We start from the raw sequence: 17,789 nt of genomic DNA, 5'->3' as shown, positions 1-17,789 counted from the left end.
GCAAGGGAAACTCCGGTTCGTGAAGGAACGGCAGAGCGCCGTGCCTTCGACGGTAGGCCCGGAGTGCCCCCGCCCGCCAATAGCCCGGCTTGGGCCGGCCATCGGAAAACCGATCACAGGTCGCGGGCGAAGCAGCGGGAAAGCGGTTCGCCGCGGTAAGGCCCGTACGCCTCGATCGGCTCGTAGCCTTCGCGCTGGTAGAAGCGGATCGCGTCCGGCTGCCAGGCGCCGGTCTCCAGCAGCAGCCGGGGGATCCCGAGGCGCCGCGCGTGGTCTTCGAGGGCGCGCAGCAGGGCGGCCGCGACGCCGGTGCCGCGGGCCGCCGGCTCGACGTACATGCGCTTGATCTCGCCCGACCCGGGGCCGAGCAGCCGCAGCCCGCCGCAGCCCACGGCGGTGCCGCCGGCGTCCCGCGCGAGCAGGAACACGGCGACGGTTTCGGCGGTGGGGACCGCGCCGGGTTCGTGGTCGTCGGAGCCGTAGCGGGCGTCGAGTTCGGTCCGCTGGGCTTCGCGCAGGCGGACGGCGTCGGGATCGTCCCAGGTCACCGGGGTGATCGTCAGTGTGCAGTCGATCATCGAAGCACCCTCCCTGTTTCGTAACAATCGTTACCGTAGCACCTGTTACGCTTCCCGTGAAGGAGGCTCGATGCCGAAGCAGCGTGACGTCCGGGCACAGCGAGAGCTGCTGTCGAACGCGACCTGGCAGGTGCTCGCCGACAACGGCCTGCCGGGGCTCACCCTGCGCGCGGTCGCCGAGCGCGCCGGCTGCACCACCGGCCTGGTGATGCACGCGTTCCCGACGAAGAAGGCGTTGCTGCTGCACGCACGTGACCTGCTGTACGCCCGCACGGCGGTCCGCGCGGACGCGGCCGAAGCGGCGTGTGCGGACGCGCCGGGCGCGCTCGCGGCGGTGCTGGGCCAGGCGGTGGACCTCCCGCACGGCCACCACGAGGAATCCCGGGTCTGGGTGGGCTTCCTGGCGGCGGCCCTGGCCGACGACGACCTGGCCGAACGCCACCGCGCGGCGAACCGGTCGTTCCTGGCCCGCATCCACCGGCTGGTGGCGGCCTGCCGTCCGGAGTGGACGGACGAGCGGCTCGAGCTGACGACGAAGAGCCTGGTGGCGCTGGTGGAGGGGATGAACGTCCTGGCCGCGGCCGACCCGAAGACCTACCCCGCCCGGCTGCAGCAGGCTGCGCTGGCCGAGGCGCTCGCCGGGATCACGCCGCCGGGCCGAAACGGCGGCGGTAGGCACTCGGGCTGAGACCGGTGTGCCGCCGTAGCTGCGCTCGCAGGTTCGCTGCCGTTCCGAAGCCGCTCAACGCCGCCACCCGGTCCAGCCGCAGCTCGCCCCGCTCGATCAAGCGGCACGCCAACGTCACCCGTTCCGTTGTCAGCCACGCCAAGGGCGTCGTGCCCAGTTCCGCGCGGAACTTGCGGTGCAGCGTCGCCGGGCTGGTCGCCGCGCGGGTGGCCAGGTCCGTGATCGTCAACGGCGTGCCCAGCCGCTCGAGGGCCCACGCCAGGACCGGGGCCAGCGAGGTGTCCGGCACCGCGGGCACCGGGCGCGCGATGAACTGCCGCTGACCGCCGTCGCGGTGGCCGGTGAACACCAGGCGGCGGCTCACCGCGTTGACGACTTCGGCGCCGTGGTCGCGGTGGATGATGTGCAGGCCGAGGTCGAGCGAGGCCGCGCTGCCCGCCGCCGTCAGGACGGTGCCCTCGTCGATGAACAGCACGTCCGGTTCCCAGCGCACGAGCGGGAACTTCGCGGCCAGCGAAGCCGCCCACTGCCAATGGGTCGTCGCCCGCTTGCCGTCCAGCACGCCCGCCTCGGCGAGGGCGAACGCTCCCGTGCAGAAGCTCACCAAGCGGGCGCCGCGGGCGGCCGCCCGGCGGATCGCCTCGATGATCGCCGGGGCCGTCGGGACGTCGGTGTCCGGGCGGGCCGGGACGATCAGGGTGTCCGCCGTGTCGGCCGCCTCCAGGCCCGCGACGCCGGACAGCGTGAACATGCCGAGGTTCATCCGGACCGAGGGCGTCGCCGAGCAGAGCTGGAAGTCGTACCAGGGCCGGTCGAGTTCGGGGCGGCGGAGGCCGAACAGCTCGGTCGCCACGCCCATCTCGAAGGGGTTCGACTCTTCGGTGACGATTGCGATGACCCGGTGCGAGAATTCTTGCGGCATGTGCGATTCCTAGCACTCCCCGGCCGCCGGAGCCAGGCCGAGGATGGTCGGCATGAACCCGATCGACCTCAACGAAGTCCTCGCGAGCTTCGACGCCGCTTGGAGCCCGCGCATCGTCACCCGCGTCAACGACTACGACATCCGCCTCGCGCGGTTCGACGGCGAGCACGTCTGGCACGTCCACGAGCACACCGACGAGTTCTTCCTCGTCCTCGACGGCGAGATCGAGATCGGCCTGCGCGATCCCGGCGAACGGGTGGTCACGCTCGGGCGCGGGCAGGTCTTCGTGGTCCCGAAGGGGACGTTCCACAAGCCGTCGTCGAAGGCGGGGGCGAGTGTGCTGCTCGTCGAGCCGGCGGGGACGCTCTCGGTCGGCGACGCGCACGACGAGGTCCCCGATCACGTCGACGTGACCACCGGCCACCTCGTTTGACGTCGGGACCGCGGCTGACCTGCTGAGTCTTTTTCCGGAACGGCGTACTCTCGGCCGCATGAAACGGACATCGTTCGCGCAGTGGCCGTGCTCGATCGCGCGCACCATGGATCTGCTCGGCGACTGGTGGACCCCGCTGGTGCTGCGGGACGCCTTCTACGGCGTGCGCCGCTTCGACGAGTTCCAGCAGGCACTCGGCATCGCGCGCAACACCCTCGCCGACCGGCTCAAGCGGCTGGTCGACGAGGGTCTGCTGGAAAAGGTGCCGTACCAGACCGAGCCGGTGCGCCACGACTACGTGCTCACCGAGAAGGGCCGCGACTTCTACCCGGTGCTGCTCGCGATGACCCGCTGGGGTGACAAGTGGCTCGCGGGCGAGGCCGGCCCGCCGATCACCGTGCACCACCTCGCCTGCGGGCACGACACGCACGCCGAAATCGTCTGCGCCGAGTGCCGTGAACCGATGACGCCGGACGACACGCGGATGCGCCGCGGCCCCGGCTTCCCGCCCCGGCTGGCGCAGCGCCCGGACGTCGAAGAGCGGTTCGCGCGGCAGGAGTAGCCGTTGACAGCGTAGGTCTATCTACGCAACTATCGTGGTCAGCAGCCTTCGGAAAGGGAGTGCGACCACGATGGAGTGGACGGGTGCGCGGTACGCCGACCTGCCGACGGCCGAGGTCTCGACCTGGATCGACGCCGCGCCGGAGGACGTCTGGCCGGTCGTCTCGGACATCACGCTGATGCCCGAGACGAGCGCGGAACTCCAGTCCGTCGAGTGGTGCGAGGAAGGCCGCAAGTTCCTCGGCCGCAGCAAGCACGAGGCGTTCGGCGAGTGGGAGACGACCTCGTACGTCGTGGAGTGCGAAGCGCCGCGCGTCTTCGCGTGGGCCGTGCAGGATCCCGACGAGCCCAGCGCCGTCTGGAAGTTCACCCTCGAGCCGGACAACGGCGGCACGCGCCTGAGCCAGTGGATGCGGATGGGGCCCGGCCGGTCCGGGCTGTCGTTCGCGATCGACCGGATGCCGGAGAAGGAACAGAAGATCGTCTTCGTCCGCATGCGGGAGTTCGAGACGGCGATGAAGACCAACCTCGCCGCGATCAAGGCCCGGATCGAAAACCGATGAGGACCGCGACCACCGTCGAGTTCTCCACGGACACCCGCACGACGCTGGACTTCGTGCTGGAAGCGGAAAAACTCGGCCTCGACGTCTGCTGGGTGGCCGAAGCCTGGGGCTCGGACGCGCCGTCCGCGCTCGGGTACCTCGCCGCCCGCACCGACCGGATCCGGCTCGGTTCGGGGATCATCCAGCTGGGCACGCGCACCCCGGTCGCGATCGCGCAGGCCGCGCTCACCCTCGCCGACCTCTCCGGTGGCCGGTTCGCGCTCGGCCTCGGCCCGTCCGGGCCGCAGGTCGTCGAAGGCCTGCACGGCGTGCCGTTCGCGAAGCCGCTGACGCGCATGCGCGAGACCGTCGAGATCATCCGGCAGGCCTTCGCGGGGGAGAAGATTTCGTTCTCCGGCCGGGCTTTCGAGATCCCGCTGCCCGGCGAAGCCCGCCCGATGCGGCTGTCCACCGCGCCGAACCCGGACATCCCGATCTACCTGGCGACGCTGTCGCCGAAGCTCCTGGAGCTCACCGGCGAGGTCGCGGACGGCTGGCTCGGGACCAGCTTCGTGCCCGAAGGCGCCGACGCGTACTTCACCCACCTCGACGCCGGGCTCGCGAAGGCGGGGAGGCAGCGCAAGGACATCGACGTCTGCCAGGGTGCCGAAGTCGCTTTCGCGGACAACGAAGCCGAGCTGCGCACCCTGGTCGGCAGCCGCAAGAAGGAGCTGGCCTTCAGCCTCGGCGGGATGGGCTCGGCCAGCACGAACTTCTACAACAACGCCTACAGCCGCCAGGGCTGGGCGGACGTCGCCGCCGAGGTCCGCGAGCGCTGGCAGGCCGGGGACCGCGACGGTGCCGCCGCGCTCGTCACCGACGAAATGGTGCTCGGCACCACGTTGCTCGGCACCGAAGAGATGGTGCGGGAACGCCTGCGCGTCTGGCGCGACGCCGGCATCGACACCGTCCGGCTCTACCCGGCCGGCGAAACGCTCGAAGCGCGGTTGACGACGCTGGGTCGCGCGCTCGACCTGCTGTGAAGGGACCGCCATGGGCGAGTGGCAGCGCACCGCGTGCAGCCTCTGCTATCTCAACTGCGGGCTGGAGGTGCAGCTCGACGGCCGGAAGATCACCCGCGTCCGCGGCGACAAGGCGCACCCGCGTTCGGGCGGGTACCTCTGCCAGAAGGCGCAGCGCCTGACCTTCTACGGCGACCACGAAGACCGCCTGACGACGCCGCTGCGCCGGCGTCCCGACGGCACGCACGAGCCGATCGATTGGGACACGGCGCTGACCGAGATCGCGGCCAAGCTGCACGCGATCCGGGACGCCGACACCGCGGCCGGGCGGCCCGGCTCGTTCGCCTACGTCGGCGGCGGTGGCCAGGGCAACCACTCCGGCGGCGCGTACGGCACGTCCCTGCTGAAGTGGATGAACTCGACGCGGCACTTCAACGCGCTGTCGCAGGAGAAGACCGGCGACTTCTGGGTCAACGGGCAGCTGTTCGGCTCGACCCTCGTGCACACCGCCGAGGACGTCGAGCACTGCGACCTGCTCGTCGTGCTCGGCTGCAACCCCTGGCAGGCGCACGGGTTCAGCAACGCCCGGCAGGCGCTCAACACGCTCAAGAACGACCCGGACCGGCGGATGATCGTGCTCGATCCGCGGCGCACCGAGACCGCGGAGATGGCCGATCTGCACCTCCCGCTGCGCCCCGGCACCGACGCGTACCTGCTGGGCGCGATCCTGGCGCTGCTGCTCGAGCGGGGCGCCGCCGACGAGCGGTTCCTCGCGGACCGGACCGAAGGGTTCGACGAGGTCGCCGCCGTGCTGGCGAAAGTGCCGGTGGACGCGTGGATCGCGCACGCCGAAGTGTCCCGTGTGGACGTCGAGCGGGCCGTCGACCTGATGTGCGCCGCCAAAGCGATGACCGTGCGCGTCGAGCTGGGCATCCAGCAGGGCCGGCACTCGACGCTCAACAGCTACCTCGAGAAGCTGCTGTACCTGCTCACCGGGCACTTCGGCCGGCGCGGCACGAACAACCTGCACTCGTGGCTGCTGCCGCTGTGGGGTACGACGACCGGACAGCGCTCCGAGATCACCGGCTTCGAGTACATCGGCGGCCTGCTGCCGGCGAACACCCTGGCCGAGGAGGTCCTCGCCGACCACCCGAACCGCGTCCGCGCGGTGTGGGTGGAGTCGTCGAACCCGGCCAACACCTTCGCCGGGACGCGGGACGTCGAACGCGCTCTGGAGGCCGCGGAGCTGTCCGTGGTCGTCGACGTCGCCTACACCGAGACGGCCGCGCTGGCGGACTACGTGCTGCCCGCGGCGTCCCAGCACGAGAAGTGGGAGTTCACGCTCTTCACCTTCGAGTGGCCGACGAACTACTTCCAGCTGCGACGGCCGCTGCTGGACCCGCTGCCGGGCACGCTCGTCGAGGCCGAAATCTACGCGCGGCTCTTCGACGCGCTCGGCGTGCTGCCGCCGTCCGACGTGCTCGCGTCGCTGGCCGCCGGGCCGCGCTCCGAGCTGCAGGCGGGCCTCGGCGCCCTGGTCCAGGCGCTGCCGGAGCGCGCGGCGATCCTGCCGGTGCTGCTCTACCGCACCCTGGGCGCGTCGCTGCCCGACGGCGCGGCGTCGATCGCGCCGCTGTGGGCGGGCTGCCACCGCGCGGCGAAGACGATGACCGTGCCGGTGCAACGCGCGCTGGGCAGCTCGGCCACCGGTCCGCGGCTCGGGGAGGAACTCTTCGAGCGGGTCTTGGCCGGTCCGACGCCGTTTTCGGCGCACGAGCAAGACGAAGTGTGGAGCCTGATGCGCCGCTCGCGGGTCCGGCTGGCGGTACCGGAGCTGCTGGACTGGCTGGCCGCGCTGGACCCGGCCGCCGAACGGCCCGACCCGGCGTTCCCGTTTTCGCTGGTCAACGGGCAGCGGCGGGCGCACAACGCGAACCAGATCCTGCGTGACCCGCGCTGGCGCCGCACCGATCCGGACGGCGCTCTGCGCGCGCGTCCCGAAGAACTGGCGTCGATCGGCGCTTCCCCGGGTGACTGGGTGGCCGTCGTGACCTCGGCGGGCCGCGTGGTCGTCCGCGCCGAGGCCGACCCCGCGCTGCGGCCGGGCCAGCTCGCGTTGCCGCACGGCTACGGCATGGCCCACCCGGACGCCGACGGCCGCCGCGTGGTCAGCGGCCCGCGGATCAACCTCCTGACGGACGCGCTGGATCGTGACCCGATCGCGGGCACCCCGCACCACAAGGACGTCCCGGCGCGCCTGGAACCCGCGACCGAAGAGGAGCGGGCGCGGGCGGAGGCGGACAGCGTGCGCGTCCGCGCGACCGTCGCGAGTGGACGGACCGGCCGCTAGTTGACCTGCCGCGACTGACCCTGCCAGAACGGTTCCCGGAGCTTGAACTTCTGGATCTTGCCCGTCGCCGTCCGGGGCAGCTCCGCCAGGAACTCGATCCGCTTCGGGCACTTGTACCCCGCCAGGTACCCGCGGCAGTGCTGGATCAGCTCTTCGGCCGTGACGTCCCCGTCGACCACGACCAGGGCGGTCACCAGCTCGCCCCACTTCTGGTCGGGGATGCCGATCACCGCGGCTTCGCGGATCGCCGGGTGCGAGTTCAGCGCGTCCTCCACCTCGATCGACGACACGTTTTCGCCGCCCGAGATGATCACGTCCTTCTTGCGGTCCGCGATCGTCAGGTAGCCGTCCTCGAACGCGCCGCCGTCGCCCGTGTGGAACCAGCCGCCGTCGGTGACCCGGGCCGTCTCCTCGGGGTTCTCCCAGTAGCCGTCGAGGTTGTGGTTCGACTGGGCGAGCACCTCGCCGTCGGTGTCCACGGCGATCCGGACACCCAGCGCCGGCGTTCCCGCGCGGCCCAGCAGCCGCGCCTGCTCGTGCGGGTCGAGGTCCGCCCACTCGCTGCGCATCCGGTTGACCGTCAGCAGCGGCGCGGTTTCGGTGAGCCCGTAGATCTGGATGAACTCCCAGCCCAGCTCCGCCCGGACCCGCTCGATCGTGCGCGTCGGCGGCGGCGCACCGGCCACGACGATCCGGACGCGGTCGCGGCCGGGGATCTCGCCGTCCCAGTTCGCGGCGCCGTCCAGTGCCGCCGTGACCACCGCAGGGGCCGCGCAGAGGATGGTCACGCCGTGCTCGTCGATGCGCCGCAGGATTTCGGTGCCGTCCACCTTCCGCAGCACGATGTGCCGCCCGCCGAGGCCGGTCACCGCGTACGGCATCCCCCAGCCGTTGCAGTGGAACATCGGCAGGGTGTGCAGCAGGACGTCGTGGTCGCTCAACGTCGTGTGCAGGCCGAAGACGGCGGCGTTCAGCCAGATGTTGCGGTGGGTGAGCTGCACGCCCTTCGGCCGCGCGGTCGTCCCCGACGTGTAGTTGATGGTGGCGGTGGCCGACTCGTCGCCGTCCCAGGGCCGGGGCGTCCCGTCGCCGCCCCAGATGGCGTCGTCGTCGCGGCCGAGGACGAACACGTGCTTCGCCGTCACCGTGTCGAGCAGGTGCGCCAGCTCCGGGTCGACGATCAGCACCTCCGCCCCGGAGTGCTCCACGATGTACTTGACCTCGGCCGGGGCGAGCCGGAAGTTGACCGGCACCAGGACCCGGCCCCAGCCGGACACGCCGAAGAACGAGACGAGCAGCCGCGCGGCGTTGTGCGACACCACCGCGACACGCCCGCCGGCCGGCACGCCCAGCGCGTCGAGGTTGGCGGCCTGCGCGCGGGCCCGGCGCGCCACCTCGCGGTAGGTGAGCGAACCCCAGCTCGGCGCGGGCTGGTCCGGCTCGTCGACCACCGCGACACGGTCCGGGTACACCGTTTCCGCGCGGTCGAGGAAGTCCCGGACACCCAGATCGAAGAACATCCCCCGATGATGACTCTTCCCAGGTGCTTGCACCAGTCCGATGTGGTTCGCTGGACCACGATGGACTTCGACACGGTGGCCGGCGAACTCTACGGGGGAGACCTCGCGGAGTTCGTCAGCGCGCGCAACGCGGCGGTGAAGGCCGCGAAGGCCGAAGGAGATGCCGAGCTCGCGAAGCGGATCCAGCAGCTTCGCAAGCCGACCACGGCCGCGGCGATCGTCAACGGCCTGGCCAGGGACGACTCCGATCAGCTCCGCGAACTGGCCGAGCTCGGCGCCGAACTGCGGGACGCGCACACGCGCCTGGCCGGCGACGAGCTGCGCGCGCTGACCCGGCGCCGCGGCGAGCTGGTGCGGCGGATTCTCCACGAGCTGCCGTCGATGAGCGACCCGGTGACCCGCGAGGTGGAGGCGACCCTGGAGGCCGTCGCGGCCGAGCCGGACACGGCCGCGCTCGCGCTCGCCGGCCGGCTGACGTCGGTCGCGCACCAGGACACCGACCAGTGGTTCAGCCTCACCGCGAACGCCCCGCCCGTCACCGGGAAGCGGTCGGAGAAGCTGGTGGAAAAGGCCGAACCGGCTCGCCCGAAGCGGGACCACCGGCGCAAAGAGCGCGAAGAGGAACAGGAGCGGGCGCGGGCCCGCGCGGAACGCGAGCGCCTGCGCAAGGAAGCCGCCGAGCGGGACAAGGAACGCGCGGTGGCCGAGCGCGACCTGGTCCGCACCGAGCGCGCGGCCGAGCAGGCGCGTGCCCGCGTCGACGACCTGCGCGAGCGCCTGGCCGAAGCCGAGGAACGCGCCGGGCGGGCGACGGCGGAGTTCGAGACGGCGAAAGCGGCCTACGAGGAAGCCGACGCGGCCGCCGAAGCCGCGCGGAAAGCCGCTGACGCCGCCCGCTGAGCCGTGCTAACGTGCCGATGTGCCCCGGATGGGCCGACACGCGGAGGTAGTGGCTTACTCAAAGCCCCCTTGAGATCGACACGTTCTGCCGTTCCCTGGCAGAGCTGTGCCCTCCGTGTCGGCCTCTCGGCCTCCGGTGATTTCGTCATCGGAAAGGACCACTCGGTTTGATCATGCTCACCACGACCGGCGCCCGGACGGGCCGGCAGCACCGGGTTCCCTTGGGCGCCTTGGACATCGACGGCCGGCTGGTCGTCATCGCCTCGGCGATGGGTGCGCCGAAGCACCCGGCCTGGTACCACAACATCCGGCGCAACCCGCTGGTCACGGTGGAAACGGACACCGAAACGTTCGAGGCGATGGCGGCCCTCCCGCCCGACCGCGACAAGCTGTTCGCCGAGGTGATCGAGCGGGAGCCGGGGTTCGCGGACTACCAGAAGCGAACGACCCGGATCCTGCCCGTCGTCGAATTGCACCGCATCGACACCGCGCGCCGCATGGGCGACTGGCTCGTCGAGATGCACGATTGGCTGCGCGGCGAGCTGAAGCAGATGCGGGCCGAGCTGGACTGCGGCACCCCGAAGCAGCTGAGCTTGCGCTGCGCCGGGTTCTGCACGGCCCTCTCCCGGCACCACACCGGGGAAGCGAGGAACATCTTCCCGTTGCTGGCCGAGCGGTTCCCCGCCCTCGCGCCCACGCTGGCGAAGCTCGACGAAGAACACGTCGTCGTCGCGCGGCTGCAGGAGGAGGTGCAGCAACTCGTCGACGAGGAAGCCGATCCGGCGCGGCTGCGGGCGGAGTTCGACCGGCTCAGGTCCGAATTGGACAGCCACTTCGCCTACGAGGAACGCACGCTCGTCGCGGCGCTGAACGCCCTGCTGCCCGCGCCCGGCTGATCAGAGCAGCACCTCCGCGAGCCGCCGCTGGTTCGCCAGCTCCACCTCGGGTGACGGGCCGAGCACCTGCACCGCAACGTGGTCGGCTCCGGCGTCCACATGGGACAGCAAGCCCTTGGCGACGATCTCCGGGGTGCCGTGCAGGACGAGGTCGTCGATCAGGCGGTCGCTGCCGCCGCCGGCGACGTCGGCCTCGGTGTACCCGTGGCGCAGCAGGTTGTTCACGTAGTTGCTGAGGCCGAGGTACGGGGTCCGGACGTACGGCCGTCCGATGGCGCGCGCGGCCACCGGGTCGTCGTCCACGACCACCTTGTGCTCCGGTGCCAGCAGCTTGCCCGCGCCCAGGATCGCCCGTGCGTGCCGGGTGTGCGTGACCGGCACGAGGTACGGGTGCGCACCCGCGGTGCGCTCGGCGGCCAGCTTCAGCACGCGGTCGCCGAGCGCGGCGAGCACCCGGGCCTCGACCGGGACACCGGCCGCGTCGAGCCGGTCGAGGTAGTCGACGATCTTGTCGTACGGGCTGCGGTACTCGGTGACCGACTCGGGGTGGCCGACGCCGATCCCGAGCAGCAAGCGCTTTCCGTACCGGCCCGCGAGCCGGTGGTAGGACGCGGCGAGCGGTTCCGGTTCGTCGACCCACATGTTGACGATCGCCGTCGCCACGGTGATCCGCTCGGTGGCGGCGAGGATCTCTTCGACGAGCGCGAGGTCGCCGACCGAATTGCGGCCGGTGCCCAGCCACACCGCGCCGTACCCCAGCTCGTCCGCCGCGACGGCGTGCGCCTTGCGCGTCACGTCGTCGCGGTGCGGGGCCAGGAACACGCCGAACTTGCTCGATACATTTGTCATACCGAGCAATGTAGCAAATGTAGCGCCGACTGTCAGCCGGCGGGTTCAGGAGGCCAGCCGGTGCAGCCACTCCCGCAGCATCTGGCGCTCGGTCGGCGTCAGCGCGCGGTCATCGTCCTCGAGAGCGGTCGACAAAGCGACCGCGAGAGCGCTCACGGACGAGCCCTCGGTGGGCCGGTCGGCGAGCAGCCCGGCCAGCACCGCCTCCCGCACCTGCGTGGACATGGCCAGGTCGCGGCGGTCTTCGGGCTGGGCGATGAGGCTGAGCGTCACGCCGCTGTTGGCCGCCGCGAACTGCCGCGCCGCCTGCGTCGCCTCGACGCGCAGGCGGCCCTCACGCGCCAACGGCGTGAAGAGCTCCAGCAGCATGGCCTCGGCGCTCGAGGTGAGGTTGCACGGCACGCCCGGCTCGATCTGGCCGTAGAGCAGCACGTAGAACGCGGGGTGCTCCAGGCCGTACTCGACGTGCCGGTCCCAGCCCGTGCGGATCCGCTCCACCGGGTCGCCGCCCGGTTCCGGAGCCTGGACGTACTGGGTGAAGCCGTAGTTGACGACCGCGTCGAGCAGGCCCTGCTTGCTGCCGAAGTGGTGGTACAACGTGGGGGCCTGGACGCCGGCGCGCTCGCAGATCGCCCGCGTCGAGACCGGCCCGTCGCCGGCCTCGTGCAGGAGCTGACCGGCGGCCATGAGCAGGCGGTCGCGGGTGCTGGTGGCGTTGCTCGATCGTCCGGCCATGTAGCAATTGTAACGAGGGTTTGTAACGTCAGCGCAGCCGCAGCTGGACCCGCCGGAGCCCGGCGAAGGCGGCCAGCACGCCCGGGTCGGTGGTGGCCGCGGCCGGGCGGACCGACCGGTAGCCGTCCAGGAGCGCCTCCTCCAGCTCTTCGCGGTGCGGCAGGTGTGCGAGGGCGGCGCAGGCGACGGCGAGGTCGTAGGCGTAGTGCCCGTACCCACAGTCGTCGAAGTCGATCGCGTGCACCCGGCCGCGGTGCAGCAGGTAGTTGCCCTGGTGGAGGTCGCCGTGCACCAGGCCGAAGACGTCGGAGCCGAACCCCAGCTCGGCCCGCACCGCGCGGACGCGCGCCACCGCCGCGCGGATCCGTTCGTCGCCGCCGGCCGCCGCGACGGCCCGCTCGACGACCGTCGCGGAGAAGCCGTCCACCTGCGTGCGGCCGAACTCCGTCAGGTCGTCGACGCGGCGGCGGTCGAGGCCGTTCATCCGCGCGCCGTGCAGGTGCAGCCGCGCGGTGAACTCGCCCACCGCGTACAGCTGCGGCGCGCTGAGCCGCTCGTCGAGGAATCGGCCCTCGACCCAGTGGCAGAGCACGCAGGTGCGTGGCTCGGGCACGGCCGGGTCGGCGACCACGGTGACCAGGTCCCGCGCGCGCGTCGGCACCGGCTGCGGGACGACGAGGCCGGTTTCGCGGCGCAGCGTGGCCAGCCAGGCCATCTCGGCCCGGACCTGCGCGACACCGGGGCCGTCCGGCCGCTGCACCCGCAGCACGTACCGGTGGCCGTCCGCGCCGTCGACGCGGAACGCCGTGTTCTGCCCGTGGGCCAGGGGGGTCAGGCGAGCCACCGGCACGGCGTAGGCCGTCAACGCCGCTTCGGCGAGCCGGCGCAGGCGGCGCGTCCGGCCGGAGCGGTCGAGCTCGGCGAACGGCCGGGTGTTCGCCTGGAAGTCGGCCATCGCCCAGGTGTTCAGCTGATCGACCGTTCCGGCTTGCGGCCGAACTCGGCCGCATTCCGGCCCGTCGACCCGGCCGCGGAGAAGAACGACGGGCTGCGGGCCTTGTTCTGCCGGAAAAGGCCGTGGGTGGTCCTGCCGTGCCGCACGCGTGTTCTCCGTCCGCCGTTTTACCGGCCCCTGGCCTTCCCGTTGAGGACACGTGTGAATCGGACGGCCGGTTCAATGCCGGACAGCGCGTGGATTCCGGTCCCCGCCAGTACGGCGGCGGCCAGTGCGGACAGCAGCATCAGCGGCAGCGGGGCGGCCAGCGGGTCGATGCCGGTGAAGGACTCGACGCCGATCACGGCGGTGAGCACGGCGTCGGCGGCGACGGCCGTCTGGACGACGCGCAGCCGGTGCGCTTCGGAATGGCCGGTGAACCGCAGGATCCAGGCCAGCGCGGGCAGCACCAGGATCGCGTGCATGGCGACCGCGTGCAGCGGTTTGAGGGAACCGGCGGTGGTGTAGGCCAGCTGCGGGTCGCCGCCACGAGCCGCGACCACGCCGCGGCCGATCATCACCGCACCGGCGGCCAGCGCGACCAGCAGCACGACCAGGCCGGCGCGGACGGCCAGGCGCAGGCTCGGCGCGGCCGGGCCCGGTTCCACGAGCGCGGCGGCGGTGAAGCCGATGACCGTCAGGACGAGCACACCGCCGCCCGCGGCCAGTGTCATCGAAACGGCGCCGTCGAACGACGTCTCGAAGTTGAAGTGCGACGGCACTCCGCGCCAAGCCTGCATGCTGACCAGGGCGACCTCCGCGACGCTCGCCGCGGTGAACGCGCCGAGCAGGAGGTTGCGCAGCCGCGGGCGCAGGGTGAGGAACGACGCCGCCCAGGCGACCGAGGCGAGCGTCAGCCCGAACGACAGGCCGAACGTGACGGCCTTGCGCATCGACAGCGGGCCCAGCCACGAACCGCCGGTGGCGAGGAGGACGACAGCGTGCGCGAGGCCGCTGAGGAACAGCGCCGCGCCGAGGGCGTAGGCGATGCGCTCGGCTCGTCGTCCGCCGGACCGGATCCGGGTCAGTGCGTTCATACCCCGGAGTGTCGCGGCCCCGGCGGGGTCGCCGCGTCGGCCCGGCGGCGGCACCCCGACGTACGACGACGGGCGTACGGCAACCGGCGAGTATGTCGAAAAAGTGCCGGTAAAGGAATTCCACGGTTCTTGACGGAATATTAACGAAAGGCGTGTCCGGAGCCACTCGCCAGGCGGATGCGGTGCGGACGGGAGCGTTCTACTCTGCAAACATGTACATCGCACTGCTGACCTATACGGCGCCCGAAACAGAAGTCGACTACGCGCTTCCCGATCATTCGGAGTGGTTGCGTAAACAATTCACGAAGGGACTCTTTCTTGTTTCCGGAAAGGGCAACGGCGCGGCCGACCACGTGATCCTGACCCGCCCGGTGCTGCGCGGCAAGCTCGACGCCGTGCTCGCCAGCGATCCGTTCGTGGTCCGGCGGCTCGCCCGCTACGACGTCATCGAGTTCACCGCCACGCGCACCTGCCAGGAGCTGCTGGCGATCAACGAGGCCATCGCCTCCTGACAGAACGGTTCTCGGGGGCCCGGGTGGCGGAGCCCCCGGCCCGGGGCGAAGCCCCGGATGTCACAGCGTTCTCCGGGCCCGGGTACGGCGCCCCGGATGTCACAGCCGTCGAGGTCGGGTGGCCCGGCGACGACGCCCCGCCACCTGACGGCGAAGAGCACGCACCCGCTGGTCCGCTTATGATCGCGACGCACGGACGTCCAGCAGGGAGAGTGCGATGAAGACCCCCGACCTCGTCTTCCGGGGCCGCCGGTTGAGCAGTGACCGCGCGCTGGTGCTGGCCGCGGTCGAAGAGCCCGCCGCGGCCCGCGAAGCCGTCGCCGACGGCGCCGATCTCGTGAGTTTCGCCGGAGCCGGCGCCGAGTCCCGGGTCGAGTGGGCGCGGGAGACCTTCCCCGGCCTCGTCATCGGGGTCGACACCGCCGACCCGTCGGTCGCCGCGGCCTGCTGCGAAGCGGGTGCCGACCTGATCGTCGCGCGGGCGGACCTGGCCGAGGTCGCGGTCCGCTACGGCGCGGGTTACGCCGCTCCTTCGGTGCCCTCGGTGGCCGGTTTGCCCGCTTCGGGCGTCGTCGTGGACGTCGGGGTGTTCCGGGCGCCTGGCCCGTTCGGGGCGGTGCCCGTGCTGGCCGAGGTGGCCGGGGACGGCACGCCGGCCGGCCTGGCGCGGACGGCGGTCGCGGCCTCGGCCGGGGTGGCGATCATCCGCACGAAGCACGTCCGCCAGGTGCGCCACGTGGCGGAGATGGCGGCGAGCATCGCGGGCACCCGCCCGCCGGCGAAGGCGGTCCGGTGGGAGTGATCCGCGAAGTCTGGCCGTCCGCGCGCGACCTCGCCGAGGCCGACCTCGAGCAGCTGTACAGCTACCCGGCGGACCCCCGCTGGCTGGCGGTGAACTTCGTGTCGAGCACGGATGGTGCGATCGCGGTCGAGGGCCGTTCGGGAGGCCTGTCGACCCCGGCGGACCGGATCGTGTACCGCCTCGGCAACGACCTCGCGGACGTCGTCCTGGTGGGCGCGGGGACGGCGGTGGCGGAGGGCTTCGAGGGAATGCGCCCCGACGCCGCCACGGCCGAACGTCGCCGCCGGTTCGGCTTGGCCCCGATCGCCCCGGTGGCGGTGGTGACGACGGGCCGTTCCCTGCCGCCGGACGCCCCGGTGATCACCAAGGCGGCGGTCCCGACCCTGGTGTTCACCTCCGCGGCCGCGCCTTCGGCGTTGCGCGAGGCGTGGGCGGCGCACGGCGCCCGGGTGTTCGTGGTGGGGGAGTCGGCGGTGTCGGCCGAGCGGGTGGTGTCGACCCTGGTGGCGGAGGGGCTGGGCCGCATCGACTGCGAAGGCGGGCCGAGGTTGTTCGGCTCGTTGATCGAGGCGGGGCTGGTCGACGAGTTCCGGTTGACGGTGGCGCCGTTCTTGGTGGCGGGCACGTCGAGCCGGGCCTCTCTCGGCGCGGCGGTCGATCCGGCCGAGCTGGAGCTGGCGTCCGTGCTCACCGATGGCGCCAGCGTCCTGTTGAGGTATCTGGCCCGCCGCTAGTTTCGCCGGTCTCGAAGCCTTGGCACACCGCCCTGCGGGGAGAACCCCGTGGCACACTTCGTCGACCACGACGCCAGTCAGGGAGCACGACGCATGACCGATCGCCCGGCCCGGCGGACGCAGGAGCAACGACGCGCCGAGACCGAGCGCCGCGTGGTGGACGCGGCGATGGCGCTCATCGCGCGCAGCGGGTCCCGTGCCGTCACGCTCGCCGAGGTCGGGGAGGCCGCCGGCTACAGCCGCGGCATCGTCTACCACCATTTCGGCAGCCGGGAACGGCTGCTGGAAGCCGTGGTCGACGAGGCGCAGCGGTTCGACGTCCCCACCTACCAGGGCGACGGCCTGGACTACCTGGTGCGGATCATCGAGGCGTACCTGCGCAACGTCGTGCGGCGGACACCGTCGGCGCGCGCGTTCCTGCAGCTGTGGGGCGAGGCGATCGCGGCCGACCCCGTGCTGGCTCCGCTGTTCGCCCGCCGGGACGCCGACTTCCGGCAGCTCCTGGCGGACGTGGTCCGCCAGGGTGTCGCCGACGGGTCCATCCGGCCCGACGCGAACCCGGCCGCGGCCGCCGTGCTCGTCGTCGCCCTGGTCCGCGGGACCGGGCTGCAGCTCATCGCCCAGCCTCCGGTGCGGAACGTCCCCGCCCTGATCCGGGAGGCGACGCGCTCGGTACGCGCGGCCTTCGCGGTCACGTCGTAGTTTTCGGCCATGGTCGGCCGCAGCGTCCGCTGCTACACTTACTTGCATACATGCACGCAAGTAAGGAGGGAAGATGTCCGTTCCTTTGGTGTTCGTGCACGGCAATCCGGAGAGTGCCGGCGTGTGGGGACCGCTGATCGCCGCGCTCGGCCGGGACGACGTGGTGGCGCTGTCCCCGCCCGGCTTCGGGGTGCCCGCGTCGGACGGCTTCTCCGCCACCGTCGAGGGCTACCGCGAATGGCTCGCCGCGCGGCTGGAGCAGTTCCGGGAACCCGTCGATCTCGTCGGCCACGACTGGGGCGGCGCGCACGTCGCCGGGATCGCGATGACCCGTCCCGACCTGATCCGCAGCTGGGCGTCGGACGCGCTCGGCCTCTTCGACCCGGGGTACGTCTGGCACCCGCGGGCCCAGGTGTGGCAGCAGGAAGGGGCGGGCGAGGCCTCGGTGAAGGAGATCTTCGGCGGCACATTGGCGCAGCGGCTGGAGGTCGTCGGCGCGCTCGGGATGACCGGCCCGGCCGCGGAACGCGTGGCCGCCGGGATGGACGACGGCATGGGGCGGGCGGTGCTTTCGCTGCTGCGGTCGGCCGTCCAGCCGGTGATGGCCGACGCGGGCCGCGACCTCGCGAAGGCGCGGCAGCGGCCCGGCCTGGCCCTGATCGCCCTCGCGGACGCCGAACAAGCCAGTGGAACGCCTGCGCAGCACCGATCCGCGGGGGAAGCCGCCGGTGCCGAGATCGCCGAACTCGCCGGCACCGGACACTGGTGGCCGGTGACGAACCCGCACCCGGCGGCGCGTGCACTGACCGCGTTCTGGTCCCGTTTGGACGGTTAGGCGGGCGATCGCCGAGGTGGCCCGCGGCGAGTCAGTCGAGTTTCCCTTGTGGTACAACCAAACTCGCTGCTCGAACGCTCGCCGGAGTTCACCCGTTCCAGCGATCCCGTTCGCACATTTGTTCGGGTACCGTCGAAGACATGACCACGACCCGAAGACCTCCGCGGCACCGCGATC

General features: G+C 71.9%; 21 protein-coding genes. 13 read left to right on the top strand and 8 right to left on the bottom strand.

Annotated elements, in window-relative coordinates; genetic code table 11:
- Positions 1-113: 113 nt before the first annotated feature.
- A complete protein-coding gene (locus ISP_RS39580) occupies positions 114-578 on the bottom strand; it encodes a GNAT family N-acetyltransferase (protein ID WP_013229404.1) in 465 nt (154 codons plus the stop codon).
- A gap of 70 nt (positions 579-648) precedes the next feature.
- Between ISP_RS39580 and ISP_RS39575 the strand changes: the two genes are divergently transcribed.
- Entirely contained in the window at positions 649-1,266 is a 618-nt protein-coding gene (locus tag ISP_RS39575; RefSeq protein ID WP_013229403.1) for a TetR/AcrR family transcriptional regulator, read from the top strand.
- On the opposite strand, the gene ISP_RS39570 is transcribed toward ISP_RS39575, so the two are convergent.
- Positions 1,223-2,188, bottom strand: a complete 966-nt coding sequence (locus ISP_RS39570) for a helix-turn-helix domain-containing protein (RefSeq protein WP_013229402.1) — start codon at positions 2,186-2,188, stop codon at positions 1,223-1,225. The two genes, ISP_RS39575 and ISP_RS39570, sit on opposite strands and share 44 nt — an antisense overlap.
- Positions 2,189-2,231: 43 nt before the next feature.
- On the opposite strand from ISP_RS39570, the gene ISP_RS39565 reads away from it, so the two are divergent.
- The 5 genes from ISP_RS39565 to ISP_RS39545 all read left to right on the top strand — a co-directional run bounded on the left by ISP_RS39565 (position 2,232) and on the right by ISP_RS39545 (position 7,096).
- Complete coding sequence (locus tag ISP_RS39565) at positions 2,232-2,621, top strand: cupin domain-containing protein (protein ID WP_013229401.1); 390 nt, start codon at positions 2,232-2,234, stop codon at positions 2,619-2,621.
- A gap of 58 nt (positions 2,622-2,679) precedes the next feature.
- The gene (locus ISP_RS39560; protein ID WP_013229400.1) at positions 2,680-3,183 is read left to right on the top strand and encodes a winged helix-turn-helix transcriptional regulator; all 504 of its coding nucleotides are present in this window, start codon (positions 2,680-2,682) and stop codon (positions 3,181-3,183) included.
- 70 nt (positions 3,184-3,253) lie between these two features.
- A complete protein-coding gene (locus ISP_RS39555) occupies positions 3,254-3,745 on the top strand; it encodes an SRPBCC family protein (protein ID WP_013229399.1) in 492 nt (163 codons plus the stop codon).
- A complete protein-coding gene (locus tag ISP_RS39550) occupies positions 3,742-4,767 on the top strand; it encodes an LLM class flavin-dependent oxidoreductase (RefSeq protein ID WP_013229398.1) in 1,026 nt (341 codons plus the stop codon). The genes ISP_RS39555 and ISP_RS39550 overlap by 4 nt, the downstream gene beginning before the upstream one ends.
- A 10-nt stretch (positions 4,768-4,777) precedes the next feature.
- On the top strand, positions 4,778-7,096 hold the full coding sequence (locus ISP_RS39545) for a molybdopterin-dependent oxidoreductase (RefSeq protein WP_013229397.1): 2,319 nt from the start codon (positions 4,778-4,780) through the stop codon (positions 7,094-7,096).
- Here ISP_RS39545 and ISP_RS39540 read toward each other — a convergent pair.
- Positions 7,093-8,616: an AMP-binding protein gene (locus tag ISP_RS39540; RefSeq protein ID WP_013229396.1), complete on the bottom strand. Its 1,524-nt coding sequence runs from the start codon at positions 8,614-8,616 to the stop codon at positions 7,093-7,095. The genes ISP_RS39545 and ISP_RS39540 overlap by 4 nt on opposite strands.
- A gap of 60 nt (positions 8,617-8,676) precedes the next feature.
- Here ISP_RS39540 and ISP_RS39535 point away from each other — a divergent pair, with 60 nt between their 5' ends.
- Together ISP_RS39535 and ISP_RS39530 are read left to right on the top strand one after the other, a co-directional pair.
- Entirely contained in the window at positions 8,677-9,516 is an 840-nt protein-coding gene (locus ISP_RS39535; RefSeq protein ID WP_014467667.1) for a hypothetical protein, read from the top strand.
- 167 nt (positions 9,517-9,683) lie between these two features.
- Entirely contained in the window at positions 9,684-10,412 is a 729-nt protein-coding gene (locus ISP_RS39530; protein ID WP_013229394.1) for a nitroreductase/quinone reductase family protein, read from the top strand.
- Here ISP_RS39530 and ISP_RS39525 read toward each other — a convergent pair whose 3' ends face one another.
- From ISP_RS39525 to ISP_RS39505, 5 genes are read right to left on the bottom strand one after another with little or no spacing between them, the layout of a single operon-like run.
- Complete coding sequence (locus ISP_RS39525; RefSeq protein ID WP_034284546.1) at positions 10,413-11,261, bottom strand: LLM class F420-dependent oxidoreductase; 849 nt, start codon at positions 11,259-11,261, stop codon at positions 10,413-10,415. It abuts the gene before it with no gap.
- 45 nt (positions 11,262-11,306) lie between these two features.
- Positions 11,307-11,996: a TetR/AcrR family transcriptional regulator gene (locus tag ISP_RS39520; RefSeq protein ID WP_013229392.1), complete on the bottom strand. Its 690-nt coding sequence runs from the start codon at positions 11,994-11,996 to the stop codon at positions 11,307-11,309.
- Between the two features lie 28 nt (positions 11,997-12,024).
- Complete coding sequence (locus tag ISP_RS39515) at positions 12,025-12,951, bottom strand: phosphotransferase enzyme family protein (RefSeq protein ID WP_013229391.1); 927 nt, start codon at positions 12,949-12,951, stop codon at positions 12,025-12,027.
- A gap of 11 nt (positions 12,952-12,962) precedes the next feature.
- On the bottom strand, positions 12,963-13,097 hold the full coding sequence (locus tag ISP_RS39510; protein WP_014467665.1) for a hypothetical protein: 135 nt from the start codon (positions 13,095-13,097) through the stop codon (positions 12,963-12,965).
- 21 nt (positions 13,098-13,118) lie between these two features.
- Entirely contained in the window at positions 13,119-14,027 is a 909-nt protein-coding gene (locus ISP_RS39505) for a hypothetical protein (protein WP_013229390.1), read from the bottom strand.
- 212 nt (positions 14,028-14,239) lie between these two features.
- Between ISP_RS39505 and ISP_RS39500 the strand changes: the two genes are divergently transcribed.
- The 5 genes from ISP_RS39500 to ISP_RS39480 all read left to right on the top strand — a co-directional run bounded on the left by ISP_RS39500 (position 14,240) and on the right by ISP_RS39480 (position 17,612).
- On the top strand, positions 14,240-14,539 hold the full coding sequence (locus ISP_RS39500; protein WP_034284548.1) for a YciI family protein: 300 nt from the start codon (positions 14,240-14,242) through the stop codon (positions 14,537-14,539).
- A 217-nt stretch (positions 14,540-14,756) separates the two neighbouring features.
- Positions 14,757-15,341, top strand: coding sequence for a pterin-binding domain-containing protein (locus ISP_RS39495; protein WP_013229389.1), 585 nt, complete (start codon positions 14,757-14,759; stop codon positions 15,339-15,341).
- On the top strand, positions 15,338-16,075 hold the full coding sequence (locus ISP_RS39490) for a dihydrofolate reductase family protein (RefSeq protein WP_013229388.1): 738 nt from the start codon (positions 15,338-15,340) through the stop codon (positions 16,073-16,075). Before ISP_RS39495 ends, ISP_RS39490 begins: the two co-directional genes overlap by 4 nt.
- Positions 16,076-16,168: 93 nt before the next feature.
- Entirely contained in the window at positions 16,169-16,777 is a 609-nt protein-coding gene (locus ISP_RS39485) for a TetR/AcrR family transcriptional regulator (protein ID WP_013229387.1), read from the top strand.
- 73 nt (positions 16,778-16,850) lie between these two features.
- Positions 16,851-17,612: an alpha/beta fold hydrolase gene (locus ISP_RS39480; protein WP_013229386.1), complete on the top strand. Its 762-nt coding sequence runs from the start codon at positions 16,851-16,853 to the stop codon at positions 17,610-17,612.
- Positions 17,613-17,789: the final 177 nt, after the last annotated feature.

The sequence above is a fragment of the Amycolatopsis mediterranei genome (assembly GCF_026017845.1).
Lineage (GTDB): Bacteria > Actinomycetota > Actinomycetes > Mycobacteriales > Pseudonocardiaceae > Amycolatopsis > Amycolatopsis mediterranei.
This window is presented reverse-complemented; position numbering and strand designations above follow the sequence as displayed.

Coding starts and splice junctions, on each gene's coding strand:
- ISP_RS39555 (WP_013229399.1), top strand. CDS start 3,254: ATGGAGTGGACGGGTGCGCGGTACGCCGACCTGCCGACGGCCGAGGTC.
- ISP_RS39540 (WP_013229396.1), bottom strand. CDS start 8,616: ATGTTCTTCGATCTGGGTGTCCGGGACTTCCTCGACCGCGCGGAAACG.
- ISP_RS39495 (WP_013229389.1), top strand. CDS start 14,757: ATGAAGACCCCCGACCTCGTCTTCCGGGGCCGCCGGTTGAGCAGTGAC.
- ISP_RS39520 (WP_013229392.1), bottom strand. CDS start 11,996: ATGGCCGGACGATCGAGCAACGCCACCAGCACCCGCGACCGCCTGCTC.
- ISP_RS39575 (WP_013229403.1), top strand. CDS start 649: ATGCCGAAGCAGCGTGACGTCCGGGCACAGCGAGAGCTGCTGTCGAAC.
- ISP_RS39565 (WP_013229401.1), top strand. CDS start 2,232: ATGGTCGGCATGAACCCGATCGACCTCAACGAAGTCCTCGCGAGCTTC.
- ISP_RS39500 (WP_034284548.1), top strand. CDS start 14,240: ATGTACATCGCACTGCTGACCTATACGGCGCCCGAAACAGAAGTCGAC.
- ISP_RS39525 (WP_034284546.1), bottom strand. CDS start 11,261: ATGACAAATGTATCGAGCAAGTTCGGCGTGTTCCTGGCCCCGCACCGC.
- ISP_RS39505 (WP_013229390.1), bottom strand. CDS start 14,027: ATGAACGCACTGACCCGGATCCGGTCCGGCGGACGACGAGCCGAGCGC.
- ISP_RS39480 (WP_013229386.1), top strand. CDS start 16,851: ATGTCCGTTCCTTTGGTGTTCGTGCACGGCAATCCGGAGAGTGCCGGC.
- ISP_RS39545 (WP_013229397.1), top strand. CDS start 4,778: ATGGGCGAGTGGCAGCGCACCGCGTGCAGCCTCTGCTATCTCAACTGC.
- ISP_RS39560 (WP_013229400.1), top strand. CDS start 2,680: ATGAAACGGACATCGTTCGCGCAGTGGCCGTGCTCGATCGCGCGCACC.
- ISP_RS39580 (WP_013229404.1), bottom strand. CDS start 578: ATGATCGACTGCACACTGACGATCACCCCGGTGACCTGGGACGATCCC.
- ISP_RS39485 (WP_013229387.1), top strand. CDS start 16,169: ATGACCGATCGCCCGGCCCGGCGGACGCAGGAGCAACGACGCGCCGAG.
- ISP_RS39570 (WP_013229402.1), bottom strand. CDS start 2,188: ATGCCGCAAGAATTCTCGCACCGGGTCATCGCAATCGTCACCGAAGAG.
- ISP_RS39535 (WP_014467667.1), top strand. CDS start 8,677: ATGGACTTCGACACGGTGGCCGGCGAACTCTACGGGGGAGACCTCGCG.
- ISP_RS39550 (WP_013229398.1), top strand. CDS start 3,742: ATGAGGACCGCGACCACCGTCGAGTTCTCCACGGACACCCGCACGACG.
- ISP_RS39515 (WP_013229391.1), bottom strand. CDS start 12,951: ATGGCCGACTTCCAGGCGAACACCCGGCCGTTCGCCGAGCTCGACCGC.